The organism is Chloroherpetonaceae bacterium (assembly GCA_025056565.1).
Lineage (GTDB): Bacteria > Bacteroidota > Chlorobiia > Chlorobiales > Thermochlorobacteraceae > Thermochlorobacter.
In genome coordinates this window covers 1-26,458 of record JANWWA010000019.1, presented here as the reverse complement: position 1 = coordinate 26,458, position 26,458 = coordinate 1, and the positions used below count along the sequence as shown (strand labels likewise).

Below are 26,458 nucleotides of genomic sequence, written 5' to 3'. Positions count from 1 at the left end.
AGTATGCGCAGGCAGCTGTTTCGCCTAAGAGATGAGCCGAAGACGCTCAAATAGCTCGTCAATATCTTCTTTTGTATGATATAAACCAAACCCAAATCGCAAACGGTTGCCACGGCGGTCAATGTAGATGTTTTGCTCGGAGAGCTTAGTAAAAATTTCAGCCGCATTGGGTCGCTCAAAAGTAAGGAAATGTCCGCGTGCTCTGATTGAGAGGGGCGGACAAAGCGAAGAAAGTGGCAAGAAAGAGATGGGAGTTTTGTCAAGACAGTCTAAGAAGTATGATTGCAAGTCGGAAACATATTTGTGTATGTGTTGAATGCTGAGATTTTGCGCCTGTAGCCAGTCCATTGCCGCATTAAAGCGATATAAGCCGCTGGGGTCAAATGTAGCGCCTGCGAAACGAAATCCATCTTCGCTGTATGCGACTGCATCGGAGGGAGAATCTGATAATTTGCCAAACTCGGCAAACCAGCCTGTGTAAATAGGACGAAAAGAACAAGTCTTAGGAACAGCTAAAAAGCAGACACCTTCACCAGATTGGGCATACTTGTATCCGCCTGATAAGTAAAAAATGCGATGCTCAATCTGCTTAAGAGAAGTCGGAATAGCACAAAAGCCGTGATATCCATCAATCACGATTATGGTCTCAGGCGAAGAAATGCTGGACACGATAGTTTCCAGATGCTCTACTACAAATCCTGAATTGAAAAAAACATGGCTGAAAAAAATCATATTAAAATTTCGGCGTCTTATGGTATGACAAAACCGCTCCACGAAAGTCTCGAAAGGCTCAACAGGTACAATCTGCAAGTGAAATATATCGGGTGCGCATTCACATAAGCGCATTGCTTGACGCGTGAAGCTGTAGAATTCACTGTCTGTTGTGAGCACATAAATAGGTTTAGACCAATCTAAGCATGAGAGAAGACGTGCAACAAATTCGTGCGTGTTTGGTGCAAAAACAATCTGCTCAGGATAAGAAAGGTCAAGGATGCGTGCAGTATGGCGTTGCGCTTTGGGGACAACCGTAGAAAAAATATATTCCCACTTTTTATCAGCATATTTGGCAGAGTCGTCCCAATATTGTAACTGCGCGGCACGCGTTACATCAAGCCAAAGGTGATGACTATGCGCAGCAAAGTGCAAGCGATGGGGTGAAGCAGAAAGAAACCGAGAATAGTGCTCACGATACATTGGAGCGGCACAAAAATTTTGTTGAAGAAAGAAATGTTTACCCTAAAACGGGTCATTCATAAACAAAATCCAGTGCACAATAGGGCAACATTATGCACCAAATAACCAAAGCCAAAAAAAAAGCGATGGCTAAAAAATTTATTCTGTGCTTAAGCATCGGACTACTCTCGACGGTGCAAATAGCGGCACAACCCTCACCAACGAGTTTCACTTCATTTCACGCCTTTAAAGATACACTGATGAAGTTAGCTGAAGAAAGTCGTGAAGCAGCAGGGAGCGCAAGGCTGAACGCATTCTGGGCAGCACTGGTGCAAGCAAGAAAAGTGCCATTCGCACTGGGCGATTCAGTGGCATTTCTCTATCGGGGGGTGGCTAACAGTGTAAGATGGAACGGAGATTTCAACAGCTGGGGTAGCGCAAGCCACATCCGTTCCAGTGGTGAGAGACTTAACAACACCGACATCTGGCTGCTGGAGCACCGCTTCCCAAGCGATGCACGCCTCGATTACAAAATTGTGCTCAACGGAAGCACTTGGATTTTAGACCCGAACAATCCGCTGGTGCAAATGAGTGGGTTCGGACTGAATTCCGAACTTCGAATGCCGAACTATCAGCCATCGCCTGATGTAACGCTCCGCACAACCCAGCGTGGGCAGCTTTCCGATAACTTTCGCATTTCAAGCCTGCGGCTGGGCTACACTGTGCAATACCGCGTCTATACACCATTTGGCTATGAGCGGGGGGCTGCGCAGCTACCAACTATCTATGTAACCGATGGGCATGAATACGCCAACGACGCAATGGGCAGTATGGTCATTGTACTGGACAACCTAATTGCTGAACGGCGCATTCGTCCTGTCATTGCAGTGTTCATTGACCCCAGAAATCCAGACAACCTGTCTCAAAATCGAAGAATGTCTGAACTTACAATGAACCCTAACTACTTAGCATTTGTGACGGAGGAACTGATGCCGCGCATTGACTCACTATACCACGCTGACCGCCGTCCAGAAAGCCGTGCGATTTTGGGTACTTCGCTAGGTGGTGTCTGTGCGGCATATTTTGGACTGAATGCATCACACGCCTTCGGTTTAATCGCAATCCAATCACCAGCGCTCTGGACAGCGACATCTTTAATGACGGAGTATCAACAGAAACCGCGCTTGCCTCTCAAAGTTTTTCTCTCAACTGGAACAATCTTTGACGGTGAAACCAACACGCGAGCCTTCAAACGCATCTTGGAAGAAAAAAACTACCCAGTTCGCTACCGAGAGGTGAACGAGGGACACTCGTGGGGGAACTGGCGCGCTCTGCTAAGCGATATGCTCACGTATTTTTTCGGAACCGTGTCAAGCGTCAGAAAAATCGAGGGGACACTGCCGAACTCCTACCGATTGGAGCAAAACTACCCAAACCCATTTAATCCCTCGACCACAATTGTGTATGAATTGCCTGTAGCAAGCCCTGTAACGCTCAAAGTGTATGATACGCTTGGCAGAGAAGTGGCAACATTAGTCAGCGAGCGTCAGACCGCAGGACGCTATGAAGTGAACTTTGCAGTAAGCCAAAATTCACTGTCTTCGGGCATTTACTTCTATCGTTTGCAAGCAGGCACATTCAGTCAAACGCGCAAAATGCTGCTGCTAAAGTAACTATGCCTCAAAGCCATATCGCTCCAAAAGTTTATACACATGCTTTGGCACAAGTGTGTGGAGCTTTTCAGGATAGCGCATTTTGACAAAGTAATAGTTGCGAATGAGATGAAAATCAATAGAGTAGCGAGCAAACTCCACGCCCTTGAAGCTGAGGTGCGAGAGCAAAAACGCCATCACTTTACCAAGCCAGATTGGAATGCGCCGACCAGTGGGCTTTTCTGCACATTGCCAGCGCGCTAAAGTGGCTTTCACATTTGCCTTAACTGCACTCGTGCAGTCGCCTGAGGAGACTTCGGGGAAAAATTCCAGTTCATCTTTAATAAGTTGAAAGAGCTGTTCACCCTTTTCCGTGCGCACTAAAATCATCTGTCGCTTTTCGTCCTTGACCAGTGGCGCAGCAACGTAGCCAATGGTAATGTCAGCAAGGCTGTTCATATAGTCGAAGCAGCTCATACAGCTCGGGGCAAATACTTCAGGCTGCGAAAGCTCTTGCGGAAGTGAAAAGTAAGGGACTTTCTCGAGCTCGCCATTTTCGTGCCTAAAGTGCACCGTAAAATCTTGCATAAACTCGTAATGACGCACGGTATCAGGTGACTTGGAGAGCCGTGTCAAAACCCAGCGCAGCATCTTTGGCTTGATGTTATCTACGCAAGGAAGCCCTACTGCAAAAATGTCCACATCTGACAGGTAGGGGAAGCGACGCTGAAAATCTCGCAGAACGTGAATATGGCACGAAGCACCAATCACCATCAGTTTGCGAATACCTTGACGGTAAGCGACCTCGAGACTTCTCAGCGTGGGAGATAACACTGGCTTATTGCCACGAGTAGCATAAATGTCATCTGTAGAACGCGCTAAGACAGGCTCTGGAACAAAATAATGAGTAGCACTACGTTTAACAGCGGCAACAGCTTCAACCAGCCTATGCTCAAATGCCTTGGCAGCAAGGCGTGTGATGATGCCGCTCCACTGTGCATCGGGAAGCGGAGACCGAAGGCGCGCAATGTAGCGAGCACGCATAATGCCAAAGCGCATTTCTTCAAGGTCTGCAAGTGAGCGCTGCCGACCATGCACAAAAGACTCAGCGTCGCCGAGCCAGCCAAGCTCAAACACACAGCTCTCGTAGCTCTCTTTTGCCGACCAAGCACGAACTTGGCAAAGTCCGCACTGGCTACAAAGGGTTTCTTTATGTGAAGAGACAACTGGCAGACTCGGCAAAGGGGCAGAGGTTGTAGCCCGATGGTGGCTCATTGCTTTACTCCTTTCTAAGGTTCAAGACATGCTGGTAAGTAAAAGTAAAAAGAACCAGCCGCTTTCAAAAACAGATGCAAGAGACCAACGGGCACAACATACCCTGACGAAGTTGGTGATGAGGAAAGGCTCGGGCACATCACAAAACCTAACGCAGCGCTACTTCTTGTAGACAATTTTGCGAATGGTGTCAAACTGCAAGTAGGGATACTCCTTCTGCACCTGCTCAATGGCGTCAGCGGCAGAGAGCTTGCGGTCACGTGCCTGTTTGAAGAGTTGGCGGATATGATAGTCGCGCAGTTGTTTTTCATCAAGCAAGCGATGCTCACGCAGCTTGATGAATGCATCGTCTGAGACAAGTTCTCTGATTGGATTACGCATTTTAACCGTCGGTTTAGTTTACGAGATACACGCGCCTCACTCGAGGTGAGCGCACCCAAAGAAGCGTAACAGTTTTCCGATGGCTTGTGCGTCTCAGTTTAGCATGTTGTGTTAAGAGCACAGCAGTGAAATTCTTCTTGACAACAGCTGTGCAGATGCAGTAGAACTTGTCTCAATAGCTTGCTGGTTTGGTTTGGAAAGTATGGAAAATTTAACAAGCGGATCAAACTTTGTCAAGCAATAAATCGGTGATGTGATAAAGCGCACAGCTAATGACCTTTACGAAGTTTGTCGCTCTCGCTTTCTAACTTATTGCAAATCTTAGAAGCGGCCTTGCGCAGGGTAGCAGGAATGTCATCTCGGTTGTCTGTCATCTCAACAGCAGTAACAAGATAACGTTGGCGTGCAGGGTCAATCGCTTTTAGGTCGATTGTGTAGGTATTGCCAAATTTTTTGATAAGCCCTGTAACGATAATGTCAACTTTGGTTGAGCTGGCAATTTCCATTGCCAGCTCTTCATCGATTCGCTTGGGCTTGTCTTTGCCAAGTTTTTTGGCTTCGCTTTGCATTTTGGCTTCGGTCATCACCTCCAAGTCAGGCGAGTCATCTAAAACGGAGCGGAGCAGCGTGCCAAGCTGCTTTTCCAGACGGCCTTCGCCTGTTTCATTGACGAAATCCGTTACTACGGCAAGAAGCTCCGGTCGATCGCCTTTGCCATGCAGGCTCTGAGAGAAAGCAAATGCCAGAAGCAAAATTCCCGCTACAGCAAGCGCAAGGTATTGAGTGCGTCGCTGGCGAGCATAGAATTTAAGCTGGGCTAAAAAGGTGCGAAAATAGCTTTCCGTGTGCGGCTCGACCTTATAGATGGCAATACCCATTGCAATGTTTTTGAGATCACCTTTGCCTAGCTTGATGAAACGTGCATTGATTTTATTGACAACTTGGCGGCAGACATCTTCAGAAATAGCAATTCCATTAGGGTCTGCAATCGTATGAATGCGAGCGGCGATATTGACACCATCGCCATAAACATCGCCGCTGCGATGCACCACATCACCTAAGTGAATACCAATGCGCACTTTGATTTGCACCGTCTCTGGCGAGGCTGCATTGTATTCAATCAGGGTTTTTTGAATCTCGAGAGCGCAGCTAACTGCATCGAGCGTGTTGTCGAAGGAGACAAGAAAAGCATCACCAATTGTTTTGATTTCGATGCCATGGTGCTTCTGAAAAAGCGGTCTCAAAATGCGGCGATGTTCTTCGAGAAGCTCAAGCGCAAGTTTTTCATTTTTCTGTGTCAGCGCGCTGTAGCCTACCATATCGGTGAACATAATTGCCGAGAGCTTGCGCTGCTCGCTGGTAGCCAGCGCAGAAGTCTCCTTATCTTTCTCCTTCACGGCTCCCTATCCTTTGGACTAAAATTTCAGAAAGTTTGGCTAATTGTCCAACCGTTTTTGCGATTTGCTGGATTCTTGCTACCTTCAAGCGCTGCCCATGTGTCCCGCTCTTACACTTGGATGTAACTTCATTCATTTAACCCTAAATCAGGCACGACGATGAGGGCATTATGCTTACTTCTCACTGCGCTGCTGCTTTCAGTATCGGCTTTTGGACAAATTACCATTACACGAGCGAGTGCCTTTCCGCCAGGCACAAGCATTATCGGGCAATCGAGAACCGTGCAGCGTTTTACCAGCACTACAGATACAGCAGGCATTCGCGCGCTGATTAACCGCTCTGGCGCAAACCAGACTTGGGACTTGCGTGCAGGAGGGCGCACTTTTGCGAGTTCAGGGACATTAAGGTATCGCTACCTTGCTCCGTCTGCTATTCCAGGCGCAAGTGTAGCGGGCGCAAATATTGTGCAGCGTGTAGAGCAAGTCGGAAGTGACACCGCAACCCTGTCATTCTTGAATTTGACCGATAACGCGTTATCAAATGTTGCGGTAGGACTGTTCAACCTCCGAACAAATGCTTTTCTTGGTATAACAGAGGCTCTAACACCGCCAGTTACACTCGTCCAATTCCCAGTGACAAGCACAAGTCGCTGGACCACGACTACACGAGTGCGGCAGCAAACACCAGGTCTTCCAGCACAGGAAGTGGATGCACGCTATGACTATGCTGTCGATGGCTGGGGGACAGTGATAACACCCGCAAATCCAAACGGCGTGCAAGTGCTTCGACTGCGCCTCACCGTAGCAACGACGGCAGTTGGAATACCTGTAACATTAACATCGGTGATCTATAATTTTCTGGACGCAAACGGAAATGCCGTGGCTGACATCGCAGAAGTGCCTGGACTGATACCCATACCCGGCTTTGGCACGCTATCCGTCTCATATTCAACCTTCTCGCCACTTTCGGTGCGCCAGCTGGAGGGAGAAAAGCCAACTACCTTTGCGCTTGAGCAAAATTATCCCAATCCCTTTAACCCCAGCACAATGATTCGCTACTCCATTCCAAGCACCGAGCAAGTAAGCCTGAAAGTGTTCGATGTCTTAGGGCGTGAGGTATCGACGCTGGTGAGTGGACGCCAAGCGGCTGGACGCTATGAAGTGCTGTTCAACGCGGCAGGGCTACCGAGCGGCATTTACTTCTACCGCCTGCAAGCAGGCACATATTCCGAGACGCGCAAAATGATGCTGGTGAAATAAAGGCGAAGGCAACAAGAGAGAACCACAAAGCCCCTCTCTTCGCTAAGGAGAGGGGCGGAGCTAAGTAAGACTTGCAAGTGCAACTCTGAGAGCCGAGTAGCAAGCAGCCTTCTTACGCTGCCGCTTCACTTGCTTGCTTTTTACGTTTAGCTTCACGAGCGCGCACAGTTTCGTCAAGAATTTTCTTGCGCAAGCGAATAGACTTGGGCGTAACTTCTACCAGCTCATCGTCATTGATAAATTCCATCGCTTGCTCAAGCGTGAGCTTGCGCGGAGGGGTAATTTTCAGGGCTTCATCGGAGCCAGAAGCACGTATGTTGGTAAGTTTCTTCGTCTTGCAAACATTAACCACCATATCAAAATCGCGAGACGATTCCCCTACAATCATCCCTGCATAGACGGGTGTTCCTGGCTCAATGAAAAACGTGCCGCGGTCGTCCAGTTGAGAGAGCGCATAGGCAACCGCTTCGCCCTGCTCAGCGGCAATGAGAGCACCAGTCGTACGTGAGTTAATCTCGCCTTTGTAAGGCTCATAGCTCTTGAAGACGTGCGTAAGAATGCCTTCGCCTTTGGTGTCCATTGTAAATTCAGTGGTGTAGCCCAAAAGTCCTCGCGTGGGGATTTCAAACTCCAAGCGCGTCATACCGCCTTCAAGCGTAATCATATTTTTCATATCGCCTTTGCGCTGCCCCATTTTCTCAATTACAATGCCAACATACTCCTGCGGCACATCAATCGTAACGCTCTCATATGGCTCGAGCAAGCGACCACTTTCATCTTTTTTCAAAATCACCTCTGGGCGGGAGACTTGCAGTTCATAGCCTTCACGGCGCATAGTTTCAATCAAAACAGAAAGGTGTAATTCGCCTCTGCCAGAGACTTTGAATGTATCGGGGCTGTCAGTGTCTTCCACGCGCAGGGCAACATTAGTAATCGCTTCTTTGTAGAGTCGCTCACGCAGATTGCGACTGGTTACAAACTTGCCTTCCTTACCAGCAAAGGGAGAGTCATTAACCGAGAAAAACATTGAAACGGTCGGCTCACTAATGGCAAAAGGCTCAATTGGGACGGGGTGTTCAGGGTCGGTGAGCGTCTGACCAATTGTAGCCTCTTCAAAGCCAGTGATGGCCGCAATGTCGCCGGCTATCGCTTCTGAGACCTCCGTTCTGCTAAGCTTTTCAAAGAGGAAAATTTTGGCAACTTTTCCCTTCACCAGTTTCCCTTTGCCATCTAATGCCACAAGTGAATCGCCGACGCGCACTTTGCCTGAAGCAATTTTGCCGATGACAATTTTGCCTAAATAGTCGCTGTAGTCGAGTGAGTTGATGAGCATCTTGAAGGGTGCATCAGGGTCGACCACAGGTGCGGGAATTTTTTCCAGAATCATATCTAAAAGCGGCGTGATGTCTTTGCTTTCGTCTTCAAGGCGATACTTTGCCCAACCTTGCTTACCCGATGCAAAAATGTAGGGGAAGTCAATTTGCTCATCATTAGCGCCTAAGTGAATGAAAAGGTCTAAGACTTCATCAATGACTTGCAGCGGGCGGGCATTGGGTCGGTCGACTTTGTTGATCACCACGATGATTTTCAGTCCAGCTTCCAGCGCTCGACGCAAGACGAACTTTGTCTGCGGCATAGGGCCCTCGAGGGCATCGACCAAAAGCAAGGCGCCATCGACCATTTTCAGAATACGCTCAACTTCGCCACCGAAGTCGGCATGTCCGGGCGTGTCGACAATGTTGACTTTGTGATTTTTGTAGAAGTAGCCCGCATTTTTGGCGAAAATCGTAATACCGCGTTCTCGCTCTTGCGGATTGGAATCCAAAATGCGCTCCTCGACTTTTTGATTGTCGCGAAAAGTGCCTGTTTGCTTCAAGATTGCATCGACCAGCGTAGTCTTCCCGTGGTCAACATGAGCAATAATGGCAATGTTGCGAATATCATCTCGGCGGAGTTCAGACATAGAAACCTTGTTTGACAATTGCGTATTTTTACAAGTTTGAGCAAATTTTGGGCGCAAAGATAGTGCTTTGAGCACAGATATTCTAACGATGCAAAGCGCTCCACCGTTTTGCACAGTGTAGGCATAGACGCATACGGCACCAGCTATGACGAAAAGATGGAATTTTGTGCTGCTTCTGTTCTTTGGTGCGTTTGGCTGCAGTGCGCCAGTTGAACCAACTGTCGGAGAGAATGAAGCGCGTGCAGTAAGAGATGGCGTAGAATTTACGCTGCGCTTGGAAAAGGTGCAACTGCGGCTAAGCGACACGCTCAAGGGCACATTTGAGGTCTGGAATCGCACAAACAGCGAGAGAGCGTTTGAGTTTCTCAATCAACAGCAACTTGGATTTGAGATTCAGCGCCCAAATGGCGAAACTGTGCAGCAGTGGCCTATACTGTTTCAACCAGCAGCAAGCAGGTTTGTCCTGCAACCGAACCAGCGCAGAACACTGGTCTTGCAAGCACTTTTGATAGATTGGCGAACAGGTCATCCATTACCGACGGGACGGTTTTGGCTAAGTGCATACTTGTTGGACGATAACTCGCCACGCGTGCGTCTGGGCATTGAGATCCGAGAATAGCACTTCTGCTCGAGAAGACTGCGTCAGAGGACGCTAATTCAATTCAACTGTAACTGTAAGGCAGGTTGTTCAACATACCCAAATGCAAACTGCTATCAGATGCGTAGAAAACTAATGCTTGCACTGCTTTTGTGCAGCCTATGCAGTTGCCAGAGACCCAGCGAGCCACCTGCTGCTGCCCGAGAGCCAGAGGCAAGTGTATCGCTGAACGGTGTAATCTATACGCTGCGTGCTGCAAGGGCAAAGTTTGGCGTAGGAGATACGATAACAGGCGTCTTTGAGATGTGGAACAATTCTGCCATTCGTCGCACATTCTTCTTTCTGAGCCAGCAGCACTTGGCGTTAGAGGTGCAGTATGAGAATGGTGAGGTAGCTGACGCCATGCCAGTGCAAGGGCGGCGTGCCGCAAATATGTTTGAGCTGGCAAGCAATCAAAGGCGAGTCTATCCATTTGCATTTTTGCCACGCCACCCGAAAACCAAAGGAGCTTTACCTGCAGGCACATATTGGCTCTGCGCTTATTTGGTGGAGAATAACTCGCCGAAGGTCAGGCTAAAAATCACCATTGAATAAGTGCAACGGAAAGTCAGGGCAAAAGACGCTGAACGAAGGGAGCGCATAGACTTGAAAAAGAAATGAGGGCAAGCGCAGTTACTTTGAACTTGCTTGTGCCACTGCTTTACCTCCTTGCAGTCATACTCTACGCCGTTGCCTTTTTGCAAAGCGAGACAAAAGTAGAGCGGGCAAAGCGTTATGCGCTGTATCTGGCAGCAGGCGTGCATTTGCTTTACCTTTGCCTACTGGCATGGGCGCATCAGTCGCTACCTATTCTAAGTGTCTATCAAGTGATGAGCACGATTGCGCTTACGCTGATAGTAACCTACCTCTTTATTGAGCTTGCAACAGGGGAAAGCAGCACAGGAGCGTTTGTAGTGAGTGTGGCACTGGTGTTCCAAGCGCTATCGTCAATGTTCGTGTCGGTAGCAGTGCCAGTAGAGACCAGCGTAACCAGTCCTGTGCTGGCATTGCATATCATTGCTGCACTTTTAGGATATAGTGCCATTTCCATTGCGGGTATCTACGGCTTGCTTTACATGGCGCTACTGCGCCAGATTCAAACGAATCGGTTTGGAACGCTGTTTGAAAGACTTCCAAACTTGGAGACGCTGGAAAAAATGAGCCTCTATGCGGTGCGGTTTGGGTTTTTCTTTCTGACACTTGCGTTCATTATGGGAGCGCTCTGGATTCCTGAGTCGCAGGGGCGGTTTAGTTTCAAAGATGCAAAACTCTTGGGGCTAATCGTAGTTTGGTTGATTTACGGAATAAACATACTTTTGAGGGAGCGTTTAGGCTGGCAAGGCAAGCGAACAGCCGTGATGCTGGCGCTAAGCTTTCTCTTTTCGTTTCTGGCAATTACGGCGCTGAATTTTTTCTCGCCGCGCTTTCACCATCTTAACTAGCGTCAAGAAGTATGATGACGTGGTCAGTGCGCTCACTTGAAATGAACCCATCAGGAATGAATCTCATTGCAGTTGGAATCAATCACCACACGGCGCCAATTGAATTGCGTGAGCGGCTGGCCTTCACCGATGACGAGACACGCAAGTTTTTGCGCACAGTGTGCGACGGCAAAGTGTTGGCTGAAGCATTGCTGCTTTCAACCTGTAACCGCACCGAGCTATACGCCGTGCCCGCCAGTGATGAAGTGAGTGCTGACTATCTCAAAGATTTCCTTGTTGAATACAAAGGTGCGCGCAAGTTCGTAGAGCGCAAGCACTTTTTTTCGCTCTGGGCATGCGGTGCCGTCAAGCATTTTTTTGAGGTGGCGAGCGGTGCAGACTCAATGATTTTGGGCGAAGGACAAATCTTGGGGCAAGTCAAAGAGGCCTACAAGCTGGCGGCAGAAGAAAAAGCCACTGGTGCAGTGCTCAATAGACTTTGCCATGCTGCATTCAGCGTAGCCAAGCGCGTGCGAAACGAAACCAAACTAACCGATGGCGCAATTTCTGTAAGCTACGCTGCTGTAGAGCTAGCACGAAAGGTCTTCTCCGACCTGTCAGCAAAGCGCGTGTTGCTGATTGGGGCAGGCGAGACAGCAGAACTGGCTGCAATGCACCTGCGCGAAAAGAAAGCAACGCATATTACAATCACGAACCGCACGCAGGAGAAGGCTGAAGCGCTAGCACGCGAAATTGGCACAAGTAATGTCATCACATTCGATTATTTCAAAGAGCGTCTGGCGGAATTTGACATCGTCATTGCTGCGGTGGCAAATGTCGGTGAGGTCGTCTCCGCAAAAGAACTGCAAGCGGCGATGCAAAAGCGGCGCAGCGAGCCGATGCTGGTCTTAGACTTGGGCGTGCCACGCAACATTGACCCCAAAGCCAGCTCAATTTACAACCTCTTTCTTAAAGACATTGATGACCTAAAGCTTATTGTTGAGAAAAATCTGCAGGCGCGTCGAGAAGAGCTGCCCAAAGTGGCACGCATCGTACAAGAAGAGCTTATTGCATTTGAGCAGTGGCACAATGCACTACAAGTTGCGCCAACTATTCGCGAGTTGCAGATGAAGTTTGAAGCCGTCAAGCAAGCCGAACTCGAGCGCCTAAGGCATAAGGTTTCGCCTGAAGAATTTGCACGAATGGAGCAGCTGGCTGATAGAATTATTAGGAAAATTTTGCACTATCCCATCTCCACACTGAAATCACCTGTTGATACCTCGCAAACACTGCTAAGCAAGCTCAATCTGATTCGCAGCATCTTTGAGCTGGAAAGTCCTGCGTCGAACTAAGTTGCACTGAAAACAAGTAGATTCGTCTCTGGATTGCCGAAGTGTTAAGGTGGAACTTTCTATGCTTAATTTGTTTTGTTTTAATTAGTGCTGAACGCTTTTCCAGATGTGGCAATGAGTAAGGAGATGGTGGTTGCGCCGCAGCAACCGACGGCTAAGGTGCAAGTGCAAAAAATGCACAGCGGCGGCATTGTACTGAGCGAAGATACCGTAGCGGTTGAAGAGCCGCTGGAAATCCGCTTAGCCATTCAGGGCGAAAAGGAAGCGAAAAGCGTAGCGGTTACGATGCGCACGCCTGGGCACGATGCAGAGCTGGCAGTCGGGTTTCTCTTCACGGAAGGCATCTTGAAGCACCCCAGCCAAATTAGTCGTATTGCCTACACAGATAGACCCATTCAAGGTGTGCTGCACCGCAATGTGGTGTGTGTGGAGCTCAAGCCAAATGTCCAAATTGATTTCAAGCGGCTGGAACGGCATTTTTACACTACCTCGAGCTGTGGTGTGTGCGGCAAGGTCTCAATTGAAGCCGTCCAAGCGAATGCGTGCCCGACTTTCCCGAAAAATCGACCGTTTTTTGAGAAAAGCGTGATTTGCCGATTGCCTGAGACGCTGCGCAAAGCACAAGCCGTGTTTGACCAGACAGGCGGCTTACATGCAGCGGCGCTCTTTGATGTGCGGGGCAATTTACTCTTGATGCGTGAAGATGTCGGGCGGCATAACGCGCTCGACAAGCTCATCGGCAGGGCGTTCTTGGAGCAACGTCTTCCACTGCATAACGAATTGGTGTTGGTAAGCGGTCGCGCCAGTTTTGAACTGGTGCAAAAAGCCTTGATGGCAGGCATTCCAATTTTAGCAGCAGTGGGTGCACCCTCGAGCCTTGCAATTGAGTTAGCTGATGAATTCGATATGACGCTCATTGGCTTCCTGAGAGGCGAGCGATTTAATATCTACAGCAGTGCTTGGCGTGTGCGCTCCGATAGTGTCTATGCACCGATTGCCCCCGAAGTCAATCGCCAATGGATACTGGAAACCGTGCACTTGCGGCTGCAGCCGATTCGTCCTGACGACGAAGCCTACTTCTTTGAGACATGGAACGACCCTGCGTTTCGGCGCTACCTGTTTAACGATGAGCCCGTGGCAAGAGAGTTTATCCGTGCACAAATTGAAGAGAGCATAAAGAATTTTCAGGAAAGGCAATTTGGCATCTGGACGCTCTGGCTCAAAGATGAAGAGCGGCGCATTGGCTTTTGCGCCCTTCGACTCAATCCAGTCCACACAGGCGTCGAACTGGTCTATGGCATTGAAACCAATTTCTGGGGACACGGTTATGCCACCGAAGCCAGTCAAGCCGTTTTGCGCTACGCTCTGCAGCAGCTACACCTGCAACGCGTAATGGCGGCAACAGACCAAAGCAATGTGGCCTCGAGGAAAGTCTTGGAAAAAATTGGTATGCGCTTTGACCACGTGGAGAAAGGCAAGCTCGATGACCTAATGTACTTCGTCGCCTCGTCAGAGACGTAGGCATTCCAAAGCCTTAGGCAAAGCAACTGAGGACAGCCTCAGTGGAAAACTAAGTGGAGTTTTGTGATGGCTATCAACCAAACCGACAAAGGAGACACCAATGAAGTTACGCATTAAAGGAAATTCGCTGCGACTACGCCTGTCGCAAAGTGAAGTGCGACGCATCGCCGAAACAGGGCAAGTCGAAGACCGCATTGAGTTTGGAACAGAGGCTTCACAAGCAATGCGCTATGTCCTGAAAAGCGACAAAGATGCACAAAGAATTTTCGCCACATTTGACCACTGCACCATCACGGTTACGGTGCCAGAAGCCATCGCCAAAACTTGGGCGCTGACGGAGCAAGTTGGAGTGCAAGCACAGCAGTCCGTAGGCGAAGGCAAGACGCTTAGCATCTTGATAGAGAAAGACTTCCAATGCCTCACGGCGCGTCCCAACGAAGATGAATCCGACAACTATCCGCATCCGATGGCGGCAGTTGGGCATCAAGCTACAATTGACGCTTGCGAGGGGCAGTAAGAAAGGAGGGAACCATGGGTGCATACACAAATTTTGAGGAAAAAAGCATGTCAGTACCAGAGAAGCCGTCAAGCGACATACTGAATGGCAAAGCGGCGGAGAATCATGCTCCACTTGAGCCAAGCGAGAAGGCTACGGAGACAATTGACGTAGCGTCACTGCCCCGTGCAACCACACCAGAAAAACCAGACGATGAGCACTTGTCGGTAGGCAAACGCAAAACGGTGGCAGGAGGTGTGCCCGCTGTCGTGTCGGCAATGAAGCATGCCGTGACAGAAATGGGTGTCGTGCGTGGAATGAAGATGCTCCTGCAGGTTAATCAAGTAGATGGCTTTGACTGCCCGGGCTGTGCGTGGCCGGACCCTGATGACCACCGTTCAATTGTAGAGTTTTGCGAAAATGGAGCAAAGGCAGTCGCCGAAGAAGCCACCACTAAGCGCGTGACGCCAGAATTTTTTGCTAAACATAGCGTCGCTGAGCTATCACAACGCACGGACTACTGGTTAGGCAAGCAAGGGCGACTTGTTCACCCAATGGTGCTGCGCAAAGGACGAGCGCACTATGAGCCCATTTCATGGGACGATGCGTTCCAGATGATTGCAAGCTACCTTAATGCCTGTAGCTCGCCTGACGAAGCTGTCTTTTACACTTCTGGCAGAACCAGCAACGAAGCCGCATTTCTCTACCAGCTTTTCGTGCGCCAGTTTGGCACCAATAACCTACCTGATTGCTCTAATATGTGCCACGAATCCAGTGGCGTGGCGCTCAAAGAGACGATTGGCATCGGCAAAGGCACGGTCAAGCTCAGTGATTTCGACTTAGCTGACCTCATTTTGGTGATTGGACAAAATCCAGGCACTAATCACCCACGAATGCTAAGTGCGTTGCAATCAGCAGTGCGCAATGGTGCGAAAATTATTCATATCAACCCGCTGCCCGAGACAGGGCTGCAGCGTTTCAAGCATCCGCAAGAAGTATGGAACTTGCTCGGCAAGGGCACGCAGCTTGCCACGCTCTTTTTACAAGTGCGCATCAATGGTGATGTGGCACTGCTGAAAGGTATAATGAAAGAACTCTTGGCTGAAGAAGAGCGAACAGGTCAGGTTTTCGACAAAGCCTTCATCGCCGAGCACACGACTGGCTTTGAAGCGTTCATTGAAAAGTTGCGGTCAGAGTCGTGGGACGTGATTTTGGAGCAAAGTGGCCTATTGCGCGAGCAAATTCGAGAAGCGGCAAAGATGATTGCCAGCGCCAATCGGATGATTTCGTGTTGGGCAATGGGGCTAACGCAGCACAGGAACGGCGTGGCGAATGTGCAAGAAGTGGTCAATTTGCACCTCTTGCGCGGAATGATTGGAAAGCCGGGCACAGGGGTGTGCCCTGTGCGTGGACATAGCAATGTGCAAGGCGACCGCACAATGGGCATTTACGAGCGCCCCGATCCAGCCTTCTTAGACCGACTGGCGAAAAACTTTGGCTTTGAGCCACCGCGCCACTGGGGCTATGATGTGGTCGATGCCATCAAAGCGATGTATGAAGGCAAGGTGCGTGTCTTTTTTGCAATGGGTGGCAATTTTCTTTCTGCAACGCCCGACACAAACTACACGGCTGCGGCATTGCGCCGCTGCAAGCTCACCGTGCATGTTTCCACAAAGCTAAACCGTGCACATCTGATTACAGGTGAAGAAGCCTTGATTCTACCGTGCTTAGGGCGCACTGAGCTGGATATTCAAAACGGCAAACCGCAGTTCGTCAGCGTGGAGAACTCAATGGGCATTGTGCACGCTTCTCGGGGGTCTTTGCCGCCTGCATCAGAGCATCTTTTGAGCGAGCCTGTAATCGTGGCACGTTTAGCAAAGGCCACACTGGGCAAAAAATCCACTGTCGACTGGGATTGGCTGGTAGAGGACTACGACCGCATTCGAGACCTGATTGAGAAGACTATTCCGGGCTTTGAACGATACAATGAGCGGGTGCGCGCAAAAAGCGGGTTCTATTTGCCTAACGGTGCACGTGAAGGCATTTTTAACACAAAGGATAAAAAAGCGCATTTTACACTGCACGATATTCCAATTCACCGCTTGGAAAAGGGTCAATACATTATGATGACCATTCGTTCGCACGACCAATACAACACCACCATTTATGGCTTAGATGACCGCTATCGTGGCATTTACAATGGTCGGCGCGTGATTTTGATGAACCCCGATGATATGAACGAGGCGCACATTAAGCAGGGCGACATTTTAGACCTTTGTAGCCACTACAATGGTCAGCAGCGTTGGGCGAAGCATTTTGTAGCCGTGCCGTTCCCGATTCCAAGAGGGTGCACCGCAACCTATTTCCCCGAAGCTAATGTGCTAGTGCCGATTGATAGCGTTGCAGAAAAGAGCCAGACGCCGACCTCAAAATTTGTCATCATCACCGTTCACCCTTCGCAGGGCACGCTCAAAGATGTTGAGCGAGAGGCTGAGTTAGTAGAGCTGAATGCCTGAAAGATTGGAAAACTGATGAAGACAGGCATTGCGATATGCCCTCTCCGTTGAGGAGAGGGCACCCGAAGTTAAATAGCCGCTCGAAGCGACAGTATAAAATTTCTGCCGGGTGCAACTAACCCTGAGCTGTATGGGCGATAGCGCACATCGGCAAGATTCTCAATGCCTGCACTGACGCTCAGCGTCTCTGAGAAGCGATAAAGTGCCTTGAAATTGAGCGTAAGCCAGCTGGGAGAATACGGATTGCCGCTGGCATCGCGGGCGTAGATGTGTGGCTTTCCACGCTCCTCTACATTTAGGTTCTCAAAGCTTACCTCGCCACTGTACATTGCATAAAATTCTGCGTCCAAGTTCTGTGCCGTAAAAGCAAGGCGAGAGAGACCAAAAAGCGGCGCTGCGTGCCGTGAAGGGCTAACCTGTCCGTCGTCCATTTCTTCACGGCCGAGCTGATAATTTAGGCGAGAGGAGAAGCGAAAGCCCAGCGGAAATTGCACATCGACTGATGCATTGAAGCCATAGACGCGTGCAAATGCTGCGTTTTGAATAGCTTGCACGCGTTGCAAGCTGCCATCGTAGAAAATGCTATCGCGTCCATTGACCTGAAAATCGCGTCGCACCAGTGCACCTTCCAGAAGCGTGTAGTAGCCATAAAGCTCCACTTTGGCAAAATCGCCAAATGATTTGCTCAGACCAAGTTCGGCATTGTAAGCATACTCGGCACGCAAGTTCGGATTTGGCACAATCACTGTGCGCTGCGGTTGCTCAAAGATTTTGCCAATGTCATCAACATTTGGCGCGCGAAAACCTGATGACGCATTAAGGCTAACTGTCCAACCATCGCCAGGCGTAAAGATGGCGCCAAGGCTGCCGATTATTGCTCCATTGTTCAGCGATGCACTGGTAAAATCAAACGGGAAGAAGGGAAGATTGCGCGTAAAGTCAGACACATTGGCAAACTGATTGTAACGCACACCGCCGCGCAACAACACCTGCTCTGAAAAGCGATACTGGTAGCTAAGGTAGGCGGCAAGCGACGACCAATTCGACTGGGGATAGCGATCTGCAACCGCAACAGGTGTATTGGTGCGAATATCAACCCCCGTGCCTGTAGAACGCACATGGTTGAAGACCGCTTCAACGCCGTAGTAGAGTTGATGGTCTCCAATTGATTTAGAAAAGTCAAGGTTGATGGAGTAGGCTGTGACTTCCTCGAGCTGCGTGCGCAATCGGAAGCGTTGGCTACCGCTAAAATTGCGGTCAATGCGACTTTCCTCAAAAAATTGAAGTGCAAGACTGAGCGAAAGCGCATCATAGAGCGCATTCGGCTGCGAGTGCGATAGGCTTAAGTGATGCATCACCCACTTTTGCGGACCGTAGTTCCAGACGGCGCTGCGCGGCACACCGGCAGAAGTGGTTTCAATTAAGCGGTCGTAGCGGGCATACTCAGAAGTTTCAGAGAAGTGAAAGGCATACTGCGCATCCCAGTTCTCGGTCGGTTGCCAGCGCACTTTTTGCATCAAGTTAATTTGCGAGTAGGCATTGGGGCGCTGCAAAAGTGGATTATCGTTGGTAACAATTCTATCGATGCTGTCAATGCGCTGCACATAAAAAGTGCGCAGGTATTCTTGCGGACCGTGCCGACCCATCAAAAGGTCGTCAAAAGAGTGGCTGCTGAAGCTAGTAAGAAGTGCAAAGTTTTTCCAACCCACATTCAAGTCAAGGTGTCCAGTTTGTTCACGGTTAGCAGAAGAAAAGCGCCCAACGGCAGAACCTGTGATAATTGGTGACTCACTGGTTGGAGCCAACTTTGGCGAAAGCGTCTGAAAGTTCATCACACCGCCAATTGCATCGCTGCCGTAAATCACAGAGCCAGGACCGAAAAAAATCTCGGTATTCTCAATCGCAAAAGGGTCAAGCGAGATGACATTTTGAATGTTGCCGGCGCGAAAGATAGCTGTGTTCATTCGAACGCCATCGACAGAGTAAAGCAAGCGATGCGTCGCAAAACCACGAATCATTGGGCTACCGCCTCCCTGCTGACTTTTCTGAATGAAGACCTCGCCTGACACACCCAGTAAATCGGCAGCGGTCTGCGGGTTGTAGAGTGCAACATCCTTAGCAGAAATCGTCGTGATTTTGTTTGGCACATCGCGTTTTTGCTGGCTCCACTTGCTTGCGCTCACGACGATTTCACTTGTGGAAAACGATGACGGTTCGAGCTGCACCTCGAAATTTCTCTCTTGCAACGCCGCATAGCTTAGCGTGAGTGCCTTATACCCATACAGCCAGATGCGAATTTGCTTTGCCTCTTTTAGAGCAGAAATGTCAGCTTGCCCTTGCCGATTTGTAGTGCCTGAGAAGGGCGGTGACTGACTAAAAATTTTAACGGACGCTAAGGGCTGACCTGTTTCACGGTCTTTGACGGAAAGCGTTTGTGCAAAAAGCAAAGCGGGGGAAAGCACGAGTATGAAAATGAAAGTAGTGCGCTTCATTGTGCTTAAATGAGTTATTTTGAAAGAGACTTTAAGAAAATAAAACTCAGTTGTTCAAACAAGAAAATCGAAGCGGAAAGCGAACTGATGCGCATGAGGGTTACGCAACTTGTAAAATTCGTGCTTTGTAGTTACGGGCTTTTCCAAGCCAGTGTGGGGCAAGCGCAGCCTATTGAGGGCACAGTGCAAAAAAGTCTCTTGCAAAAGTGCTCGCCAGCTTTGCTGAACATTTGGCAGCGTGCAAAGCTAAACGAGCCGCTGAAGGTGGCAGTCGAACTCTCTCGCAAGTCAGTTCGAGCCTACAAGCCTGAGGAGTTACTTTCGCAGAGAGCGATTCAGCGGCGTCAAAAGATGGTAAAGGCTGGGGTGTTACCCAGTCTTATCACACCTGAGGATTTACCCTTTGAGCCAAGCGATCTTGAAAAACTCAGGCAGGCTGGACTAAAAATTCGGCACTGCATCAAGTCCTTGAACTTGGTAAGTGGTGAAATCGCGTCAGCACGTTTGCCTGAGCTGCTACGCATGGAGGAAGTAACTCACGCTGAGGTGCTGGTGCCGAGCAAAGCCGCACAGCGCAGAAAAGACATAGATGACAACGAACCAATTGAGGCGCTCTTCTTAGAAAAAACACTGCCCAGTGCAGTGGGCAGAGAGCCAGAACAACCCGCTCTGTCGCAATTGGACTATGGGCAATCGCTAACGCAACTGGCGCTATCCAGAATCCCTGAAGTGCATCGATTAGGCTTTACAGGGCAAGGGGTCTTAATTGCCAACTTCGATGCTGGCTTTGCGAATCTTTCGCACGAAGCATTTCGCTCACTGCGCGTGGTAGCGCGCTACGATTTTGTTGCACGCTCACCAGAGCTGGGGGCACATTCACATGGCACGGCCACAATGGGGGTTCTTGCAGGGTATCAAGCTGGGCGACTCATTGGCGTAGCGTTCAATGCACACTATGCGCTAGCACGCACTGAAGATGCACGAAGCGAAACACCGATTGAAGAAGACAACTGGGCGGCTGCTGCAGAGTGGGCAGATAGTCTCGGAGCCGACATTATTACAAGTTCGCTGGGGTATAGTGTCTTTGATCCGCCTTTTCCGCCTTACACGTGGCGAGAAATGAACGGTCGCACGGCTATCTCAACCCGAGCAGCAGCACGTGCTGCGCAAGTAGGGATTGTGGTCGTGAATAGTGCAGGCAACGGTGGAACGGTAGCACTGCCTGCGAACACCCTTGTCGCACCCGCTGATGCAGACACGGTCATTGCTGTGGGCGCCGTCAACAGTCAAGGCGTGCGTGCGGCATTCAGCTCTGTGGGGCCGACAGCCGACGGACGCATCAAGCCTGATGTGATGGCAATGGGTGCGGGAGTGTTGACCGTGGGCGCAGCCAGTCCAACAAGCTATGGCTTCGTGAATGGCACATCGTTCTCTTGCCCGATTGTAGCCGGTGTGGCCGCGCTACTCTTATCAGCCAATCCGTCTCTGACACCCGTAGAGATACGCACGGCGCTGCGTGAGACAGCAAGTCTGCACCGCACACCAAATCGTGAGATGGGCTGGGGAATCGTGAATGCGCTCGATGCCCTAAACCGTGTGCGAGGAATTGCATCGGTGCGTGAGCACGTGGCAAAGCCAAGCCAATTCAAGTTAGAGCAGAATTATCCCAATCCATTCAACCCAAGCACCACAATTGTCTACGAGCTGCCATATCCCTGTGCGGTCAATCTAAGAGTGTATGATGCCTTGGGCAGAGAAGTCGCAACGCTGGTGAGTAGCATGCAGCAAGCAGGGCGGTATGCGGTGCAGTTTTCTGCCACAGCGCTCCCAAGTGGCATTTACTTCTACAGGCTTCAAGCAGACGCATTTTCGGAGACAAAAAAGATGCTATTGCAAAAGTAGGAAGTTGTGTCTCAGTAAATAAGCCCTTTTGTTTTGATGTCAATCTGAGCATCAGTGAAGTTTGCGTCTTTGATAAGCGCGCCAGAGAAATTGGCACCCCGCAAATCTGCTCCTTGAAAATTCGTGCCACGAATGTATGCATTACTTAAATCAGCACCTTGCAAGTTAGCATAAGAGAAATTGGCGTCATGCAAATAAGCTTGATACAGGTTAGCTTTTTCCAAGTTGGCGTAGGAAAGGTTTGCATCTGTGAAATTTGCATTTTGCAAAAATGCATGTTTCAAGTCAGCGCCTGAAAGGTCAGCACCTTGCAAATTCAGCGGACGAAAGTGTTCGCCAAATGATGAAAGGGCAATCAGCATCCAAATGTCGCGGTCGGAAAGATGACGCATCGCTTATGTAAAGCCGTATTTTTTAAGAAGGTCTTCTAAGGCTTCAGTTGTAAGGTCAGAAAGGTCGCGTGAGGTTTCGACGCTAAGTAGCTTCAACTTTTTTTCCAAGACAGGGTTTTTTAGGTAGTAGGTAATTTTCTTTGGCTTAACACCCTCTGGCACATTGGTTGGGCGACCGCGCTTACGCTTAACAGGTTCAGCCGCAGACGATGAATTGAGTGACGCACTGGCTGCAGGCACGCTCGGTGAAGGCGTGGGCGTAAGCGTGGACTTTATTGCCGAAGAAAGCGCAGCGTGTTCGCTGGACTCAGGAGAGGCTGGTGAGGGAAGTGCATCGGCTGTGTCAGGTGTAGGTGAGCTGTAACCTTTCAGCTCAGAAGAAGACAAAGAAAGTTCAGTTGTGCCAAGAGTGCCACGATTCAGAGTGGGCAATAGCTCAGACAGAGTGGATTCCTCAGAAGAAAGCAGTTCGGTTGGCGGCGAAGCAGCAGGTTTTGCAGCGCGAGCAGAGTTGCTGTGTTTGATTTCTTCAGCAAGACTGAGTGCGCGCTGGAAAAACTCACTGGCTTTCTCCGTATTCTGCTGGCGTGAAAAGATTTTGCCAATGCGTAGGAGCGTATCGGATTCTCCCTGCTTGTCGCCAGTGGCTTCTTGTAATTTCAAGCTACGCTGATGGTATTCCAGCGCTTTATCGTAATTGCCAAGGTAGGCATAGATGTTGCCGATGCAGTTTAAGATGTAGCAAGCGCTTTGCTCTTCACCCAGTGCCTCTTTGATTTTTAAGGTGCGCTCGTAATACTCCAAAGATTTAGCGTATTGACCCAAGTTGTAGTAAATGTTGGCGATGCTTTGCAGGGTGGTTGCTTCGCCTTTTTTATCGCCGAGTGAGATACGCAGTTTCAAGCTGCGCTCGTGGTAGTCCAAGCTCTGTTTGTAGTCACCAAGATGTGCAAATGATGCAGCAAGGTGGCTGAGTGAATTGGCTTCACCGACACGGTCGCGTATGGCTTGGCGGATTTTGAGGCTGCTTTCGTGATACTGAATGGCTTGACTATGTTCGCCAAGGCTGGCATAGATGCCACCGATGTTGTTGAGGGCGGTCGCTTCCCCTTTCTTATCGCCAATTGCTTGGTTAAGTGCCAAAGACTTTTGATAGTGCTCTAAGGCTTGTTTGGCGTCGCCTTTCTTGTAGTAGATGTGACCGAGCGTATTTAGCGAGGAAATTTGCCCCGATTTATTGTCCAAGTCTTGAAAGATGTTGAGAGCTTGAAGCGTATCTTGAAGCGCAGCATCATAGTCGCCCTTGCGCCAGCGGCAGTAGCCACGAATCCTAAAGGCTTCGGCCAAGCCTTGAATGTAGTTGGAGCTTTGAGAGAGCTTAATTGCATCGTCGCATAGTGAAAGCGCAGTGTCAGGTTCAGAGTGGCGAAGGTCCCAAGCAGCGCGGTTGATTAAATCGACACGACCCTGCAGGCTTGGGGTCGACTTCAGCATCATTTCTAATCCTTTCAGCCGAGCGTTCATTCGACGAGGAATTAACAGTTACCTTTGGATTGTGCTGGCGACTTTGTGAGAGCGCCAATTTAGTTTGCACTTGAAAAAAATGCAATAAGCCCATAACTTGCGGCTCATTTGCTAATCAATTTTCCAAGGCAAAATGAGTGCCCCAAAGAAAACGCTGCTCGTTGTTGATGACGAAGACCTCATCAGGGATTTGCTAGCCGATATTTTGTCTGAAAATTACAACCTGATTTTATGCAAAGATGGTGCAGAGGGTGTGAAAAAATTTGATGAGCACTTTCATCACCTCTCGGGCGTGATTACTGATTTGGTGATGCCAAAGCTCAGTGGTGACCGACTCATTCAGCACATTCGGCAGAAAGCACCCGAAATGCCTATTTTGATTATCACCGGCTACGAGCGCGAAACAGACTTGCTGAGCATTCAAAAAAGTGGCAATATCAAAACGCTGCAAAAGCCCTTCAAGATTGAAAAGCTGCACACAACCCTCCAAGCCCTGCTCAATCCGGCCTGAATGTGAAAAAGAAAAGGCAGGTATTCGACCTGCCTGACAAGAAAAAATGCACTGGTTAGCGCAAGAGCAACATTTTCTTCGTTGCGACAAAAGTGCTGCTACGCAAGCGATAAAAATACATCCCTGAGGAAAGTCCTGATGCATTAAACACATATCGGTAGGTCCCTGCTTTCAGCTCACCATCTACTAACACAGCGACGCGCTGACCTAACACATTGAAAACCTCCAAAACCGTGCGTCCATCTTGACGCAATGAAAACTCTATGGTTGTCGTTGGATTAAATGGGTTGGGATAGTTTTGTGAAAGGCTATACTCACGAGGCAGCGTAATTTCTCTCACCGAGTGCTCAGTGATGACGCCGTTGAAGTCTACATCGGCAAGTTTGTAAAAGTAAGTCTGTCCAGCTTGTAAGCGGTCATTATCGAAGTAAGCATACTTTTTTCCAGTGGGAGAAGTGCCAAGCCCGACTAATGCATCGTGTGTGCGATAAGAGGCAATTTCGGTGTATTGACCTTCTCGGCTGATGCTACGCTGCAAAATAAAGCCTGCATTATTGAGTTCTGAGGCCGTCTCCCACTCCACGAGCACGCCGCGTTCTTTGGGCGTAAGCGTGAAGGAGACGAGTTCTACGGGCAGCGGGCTATCTACGGGGTTCGTCGTGCCGATGGTGTAGTAACCATCATTAAGATTCGCATTATCAACATCAAAAATCACTTGGTCGCCTTGAACCTGCGTTGCGGCGACGGTAACCTCTGCAAACGCGCCAGCAAGCCCTGAACGATAGAGCAAGCGATAGTTTGTGGGATTGCCGGGCATAATGCTCACGCCTGCGTCGCCGAAATCAAAGATGAGTTGAGCGTCAATTGAGCCTGTTTTGTCCAGATACCAGATTCTTGACCATCGGTCCGTTACGCCCGATGGCAAATCGGATTGCGAAAGTGGCACGGCAGGCACATTGTTATGCCCAGAGAAGAGATACTCGTTTGCCGCATTGAGAGAATTGTTGCGCTGTTGCAAGTGCAAGCCGCCGCCTCGCCGAGCGCTGGCGTGGCGGTTGGCAAATGTGCCGTCGGATGTGCCGATGCCTTGCACATCAAAGTCGTAATTGCCGTTGGCGGGCGTATCGCCAGCATAACGGTCATTGCCACTGCCGCTAATGTTGATGTCATACTTCGCTGACAGATAATTTTCCACGATGATGCGTCTTGCCACATTGAGCGCATTGTTGTAAAAAATCACCTCCGCAATGTCCCCTGGAAACGACCAAGTTGTGCTGACAGGGTCCCCTCCAATCCCCGTCGCCGCCCCATATGCCGCCGTCGCCCCAGCATGCGTCGCTCCACTCTCCGCTCCATCCAAAAACATTCGCAGATTCCCCGTTCCCCCGCCCGCTTGACGAAACCCCATCACCCGAAACGCCGTCCCAACATCCGTCGGAAACGGCTGATAATACTGCGTTGATGGTCCGCTCGCCCACATTCCAAAAGCCACTTGCGCATCCGTGCGCACAAACGGGTAAAAATACGGCGACACAAACAGCGGTTGCCAGTTGTTCTGACCTGGCGGATTGCGACGCGCCACTATCAGCAGCGTGCCCACTTGGTTACTGATGGAATTGGAACCGGTCAGGAGCAGTATGTCATTGGTGCCGTCAAAGCGCAAAGCGGGGCGATTATTGACGGCGTTGGCAAGGTAGAGCGGTTGTTGAGCCGCTGCGTTCTGCGTGGCGTTGCGACCGTTGCCCGATTGGTCGTTCCACTGACTAACGGGCTGGTTATTTGTGGTTGTTGATGTCCCCGCATCCGCCCGCAACCACAATAGGTTTGTGCTGCTACTGCCCACTCCACCCGGACCCACATCGCCAATCGCAGGCACATCCAGTATCGTATAGGTGAAAACCGATGGCGAACCGAGCGTTGCGCCGTTGGGCGCGCTCAGCGTAATCTGTATGTCTCGGTCAGGTTGGTCAGCAGGGTTATTCACCACGCTCAGCTGTATCGCTCCCGTCGTGCTCCCCGCAGGAATCGTCAGCGGACTGGTCGTGATGAAACTGTAATCCGCTGGGCTTGTCGCCGTGCCGCCCGTTTGCGAAAAATTCACCGTAACGGGCGAACCTGAAACTGCCGAGAGCGTTACCGTGATGCTTACGGGCGAACTGGTCTCAAGCCCCGAACCCGATGCCACCGCAAACTGCACCGTCGGCTGCGGCGCCGAGTAAGTCAGATTGATGGTCAGCACCGTGTTGGTCGTCGCCAGCGTGCCGCTCTGCGGATTCTGAAGCGTTAGGACAATCGTGCGCGGCGTCTTATAGACCGAACTGCCAAAAATGCGCAGCATTAGCACATTGTCGCTTGTGATGCCGTCGTCAAATGTCACCCGTCCGAGCGCATTTGGCGTAATTTCCTCGTTCTTTGTGTCCGTTGGCGGTCCTGTGCCGCTTGGCAAAATGATGTAATCATTGCCATTGCCCGCCACGGCGGTGCCGCTCAAACTGTAATCCACCGATGTGAAGGGCGAAGAAGTCGCCGTTGGCTGAGCAATGTTGAAACCGATCTGAAGGTCAATGTTGGACGTGCCGACCGTTTGGTTGAT

20 protein-coding genes are annotated in these 26,458 nt (G+C 50.0%); 11 read left to right on the top strand and 9 right to left on the bottom strand.

What is annotated here, in order from left to right:
• Positions 1 to 24: 24 nt before the first annotated feature.
• A complete protein-coding gene (locus NZM05_11935) occupies positions 25 to 1,194 on the bottom strand; it encodes an aminotransferase class V-fold PLP-dependent enzyme (GenBank protein MCS7014323.1) in 1,170 nt (389 codons plus the stop codon).
• A gap of 125 nt (positions 1,195 to 1,319) precedes the next feature.
• Here NZM05_11935 and NZM05_11930 point away from each other — a divergent pair, with 125 nt between their 5' ends.
• Complete coding sequence (locus NZM05_11930) at positions 1,320 to 2,846, top strand: alpha/beta hydrolase-fold protein (protein MCS7014322.1); 1,527 nt, start codon at positions 1,320 to 1,322, stop codon at positions 2,844 to 2,846.
• Here NZM05_11930 and NZM05_11925 read toward each other — a convergent pair whose 3' ends face one another.
• From NZM05_11925 to NZM05_11915, 3 genes are all read right to left on the bottom strand, one after another.
• Positions 2,847 to 4,100 carry a Coenzyme F420 hydrogenase/dehydrogenase, beta subunit C-terminal domain gene (locus NZM05_11925; protein MCS7014321.1) on the bottom strand — a complete coding sequence of 418 codons (1,254 nt, stop codon included), beginning with the start codon at positions 4,098 to 4,100 and terminating at the stop codon, positions 2,847 to 2,849.
• A 159-nt stretch (positions 4,101 to 4,259) separates the two neighbouring features.
• Positions 4,260 to 4,481 carry a hypothetical protein gene (locus NZM05_11920; protein ID MCS7014320.1) on the bottom strand — a complete coding sequence of 74 codons (222 nt, stop codon included), beginning with the start codon at positions 4,479 to 4,481 and terminating at the stop codon, positions 4,260 to 4,262.
• A 269-nt stretch (positions 4,482 to 4,750) separates the two neighbouring features.
• Positions 4,751 to 5,878, bottom strand: a complete 1,128-nt coding sequence (locus NZM05_11915; protein ID MCS7014319.1) for an adenylate/guanylate cyclase domain-containing protein — start codon at positions 5,876 to 5,878, stop codon at positions 4,751 to 4,753.
• 159 nt (positions 5,879 to 6,037) lie between these two features.
• Between NZM05_11915 and NZM05_11910 the strand changes: the two genes are divergently transcribed.
• Positions 6,038 to 7,138, top strand: a complete 1,101-nt coding sequence (locus NZM05_11910) for a T9SS type A sorting domain-containing protein (GenBank protein MCS7014318.1) — start codon at positions 6,038 to 6,040, stop codon at positions 7,136 to 7,138.
• Positions 7,139 to 7,250: 112 nt separating this feature from the next.
• Here the strand turns inward: NZM05_11910 and typA are convergent, their stop codons facing one another.
• Complete coding sequence (gene typA, locus NZM05_11905; protein ID MCS7014317.1) at positions 7,251 to 9,101, bottom strand: translational GTPase TypA; 1,851 nt, start codon at positions 9,099 to 9,101, stop codon at positions 7,251 to 7,253.
• A gap of 145 nt (positions 9,102 to 9,246) precedes the next feature.
• On the opposite strand from typA, the gene NZM05_11900 reads away from it, so the two are divergent.
• The 7 genes from NZM05_11900 (at position 9,247) to NZM05_11870 (ending at position 17,044) form a co-directional block, all read left to right on the top strand.
• Entirely contained in the window at positions 9,247 to 9,720 is a 474-nt protein-coding gene (locus NZM05_11900; GenBank protein MCS7014316.1) for a hypothetical protein, read from the top strand.
• Positions 9,721 to 9,834: 114 nt separating this feature from the next.
• Complete coding sequence (locus NZM05_11895) at positions 9,835 to 10,293, top strand: hypothetical protein (GenBank protein ID MCS7014315.1); 459 nt, start codon at positions 9,835 to 9,837, stop codon at positions 10,291 to 10,293.
• Positions 10,294 to 10,355: 62 nt separating this feature from the next.
• Positions 10,356 to 11,180, top strand: a complete 825-nt coding sequence (locus NZM05_11890) for a cytochrome c biogenesis protein (GenBank protein ID MCS7014314.1) — start codon at positions 10,356 to 10,358, stop codon at positions 11,178 to 11,180.
• A gap of 56 nt (positions 11,181 to 11,236) precedes the next feature.
• On the top strand, positions 11,237 to 12,511 hold the full coding sequence (gene hemA / locus NZM05_11885; GenBank protein MCS7014313.1) for a glutamyl-tRNA reductase: 1,275 nt from the start codon (positions 11,237 to 11,239) through the stop codon (positions 12,509 to 12,511).
• Between the two features lie 114 nt (positions 12,512 to 12,625).
• Entirely contained in the window at positions 12,626 to 14,032 is a 1,407-nt protein-coding gene (fdhD, locus tag NZM05_11880) for a formate dehydrogenase accessory sulfurtransferase FdhD (GenBank protein MCS7014312.1), read from the top strand.
• Positions 14,033 to 14,132: 100 nt separating this feature from the next.
• On the top strand, positions 14,133 to 14,549 hold the full coding sequence (locus NZM05_11875; protein ID MCS7014311.1) for a hypothetical protein: 417 nt from the start codon (positions 14,133 to 14,135) through the stop codon (positions 14,547 to 14,549).
• A gap of 47 nt (positions 14,550 to 14,596) precedes the next feature.
• Positions 14,597 to 17,044, top strand: a complete 2,448-nt coding sequence (locus NZM05_11870; GenBank protein MCS7014310.1) for an FdhF/YdeP family oxidoreductase — start codon at positions 14,597 to 14,599, stop codon at positions 17,042 to 17,044.
• A 68-nt stretch (positions 17,045 to 17,112) separates the two neighbouring features.
• On the opposite strand, the gene NZM05_11865 is transcribed toward NZM05_11870, so the two are convergent.
• Positions 17,113 to 19,536 (bottom strand): TonB-dependent receptor, encoded by a 2,424-nt coding sequence (locus NZM05_11865; GenBank protein ID MCS7014309.1) that lies wholly within the window; start codon positions 19,534 to 19,536, stop codon positions 17,113 to 17,115.
• A gap of 93 nt (positions 19,537 to 19,629) precedes the next feature.
• Between NZM05_11865 and NZM05_11860 the strand changes: the two genes are divergently transcribed.
• The gene (locus NZM05_11860) at positions 19,630 to 21,438 is read left to right on the top strand and encodes a S8 family peptidase (protein ID MCS7014308.1); all 1,809 of its coding nucleotides are present in this window, start codon (positions 19,630 to 19,632) and stop codon (positions 21,436 to 21,438) included.
• Between the two features lie 11 nt (positions 21,439 to 21,449).
• Here NZM05_11860 and NZM05_11855 read toward each other — a convergent pair whose 3' ends face one another.
• Both NZM05_11855 and NZM05_11850 read right to left on the bottom strand, forming a co-directional pair.
• A complete protein-coding gene (locus NZM05_11855; protein ID MCS7014307.1) occupies positions 21,450 to 21,830 on the bottom strand; it encodes a pentapeptide repeat-containing protein in 381 nt (126 codons plus the stop codon).
• A 3-nt stretch (positions 21,831 to 21,833) separates the two neighbouring features.
• A complete protein-coding gene (locus tag NZM05_11850) occupies positions 21,834 to 23,327 on the bottom strand; it encodes a tetratricopeptide repeat protein (protein MCS7014306.1) in 1,494 nt (497 codons plus the stop codon).
• 160 nt (positions 23,328 to 23,487) lie between these two features.
• On the opposite strand from NZM05_11850, the gene NZM05_11845 reads away from it, so the two are divergent.
• Positions 23,488 to 23,865, top strand: a complete 378-nt coding sequence (locus NZM05_11845) for a response regulator (GenBank protein MCS7014305.1) — start codon at positions 23,488 to 23,490, stop codon at positions 23,863 to 23,865.
• A gap of 55 nt (positions 23,866 to 23,920) precedes the next feature.
• Here the strand turns inward: NZM05_11845 and NZM05_11840 are convergent.
• On the bottom strand, positions 23,921 to 26,458 hold a 2,538-nt coding region (locus NZM05_11840; protein MCS7014304.1), incomplete at its 5' end, for a T9SS type A sorting domain-containing protein.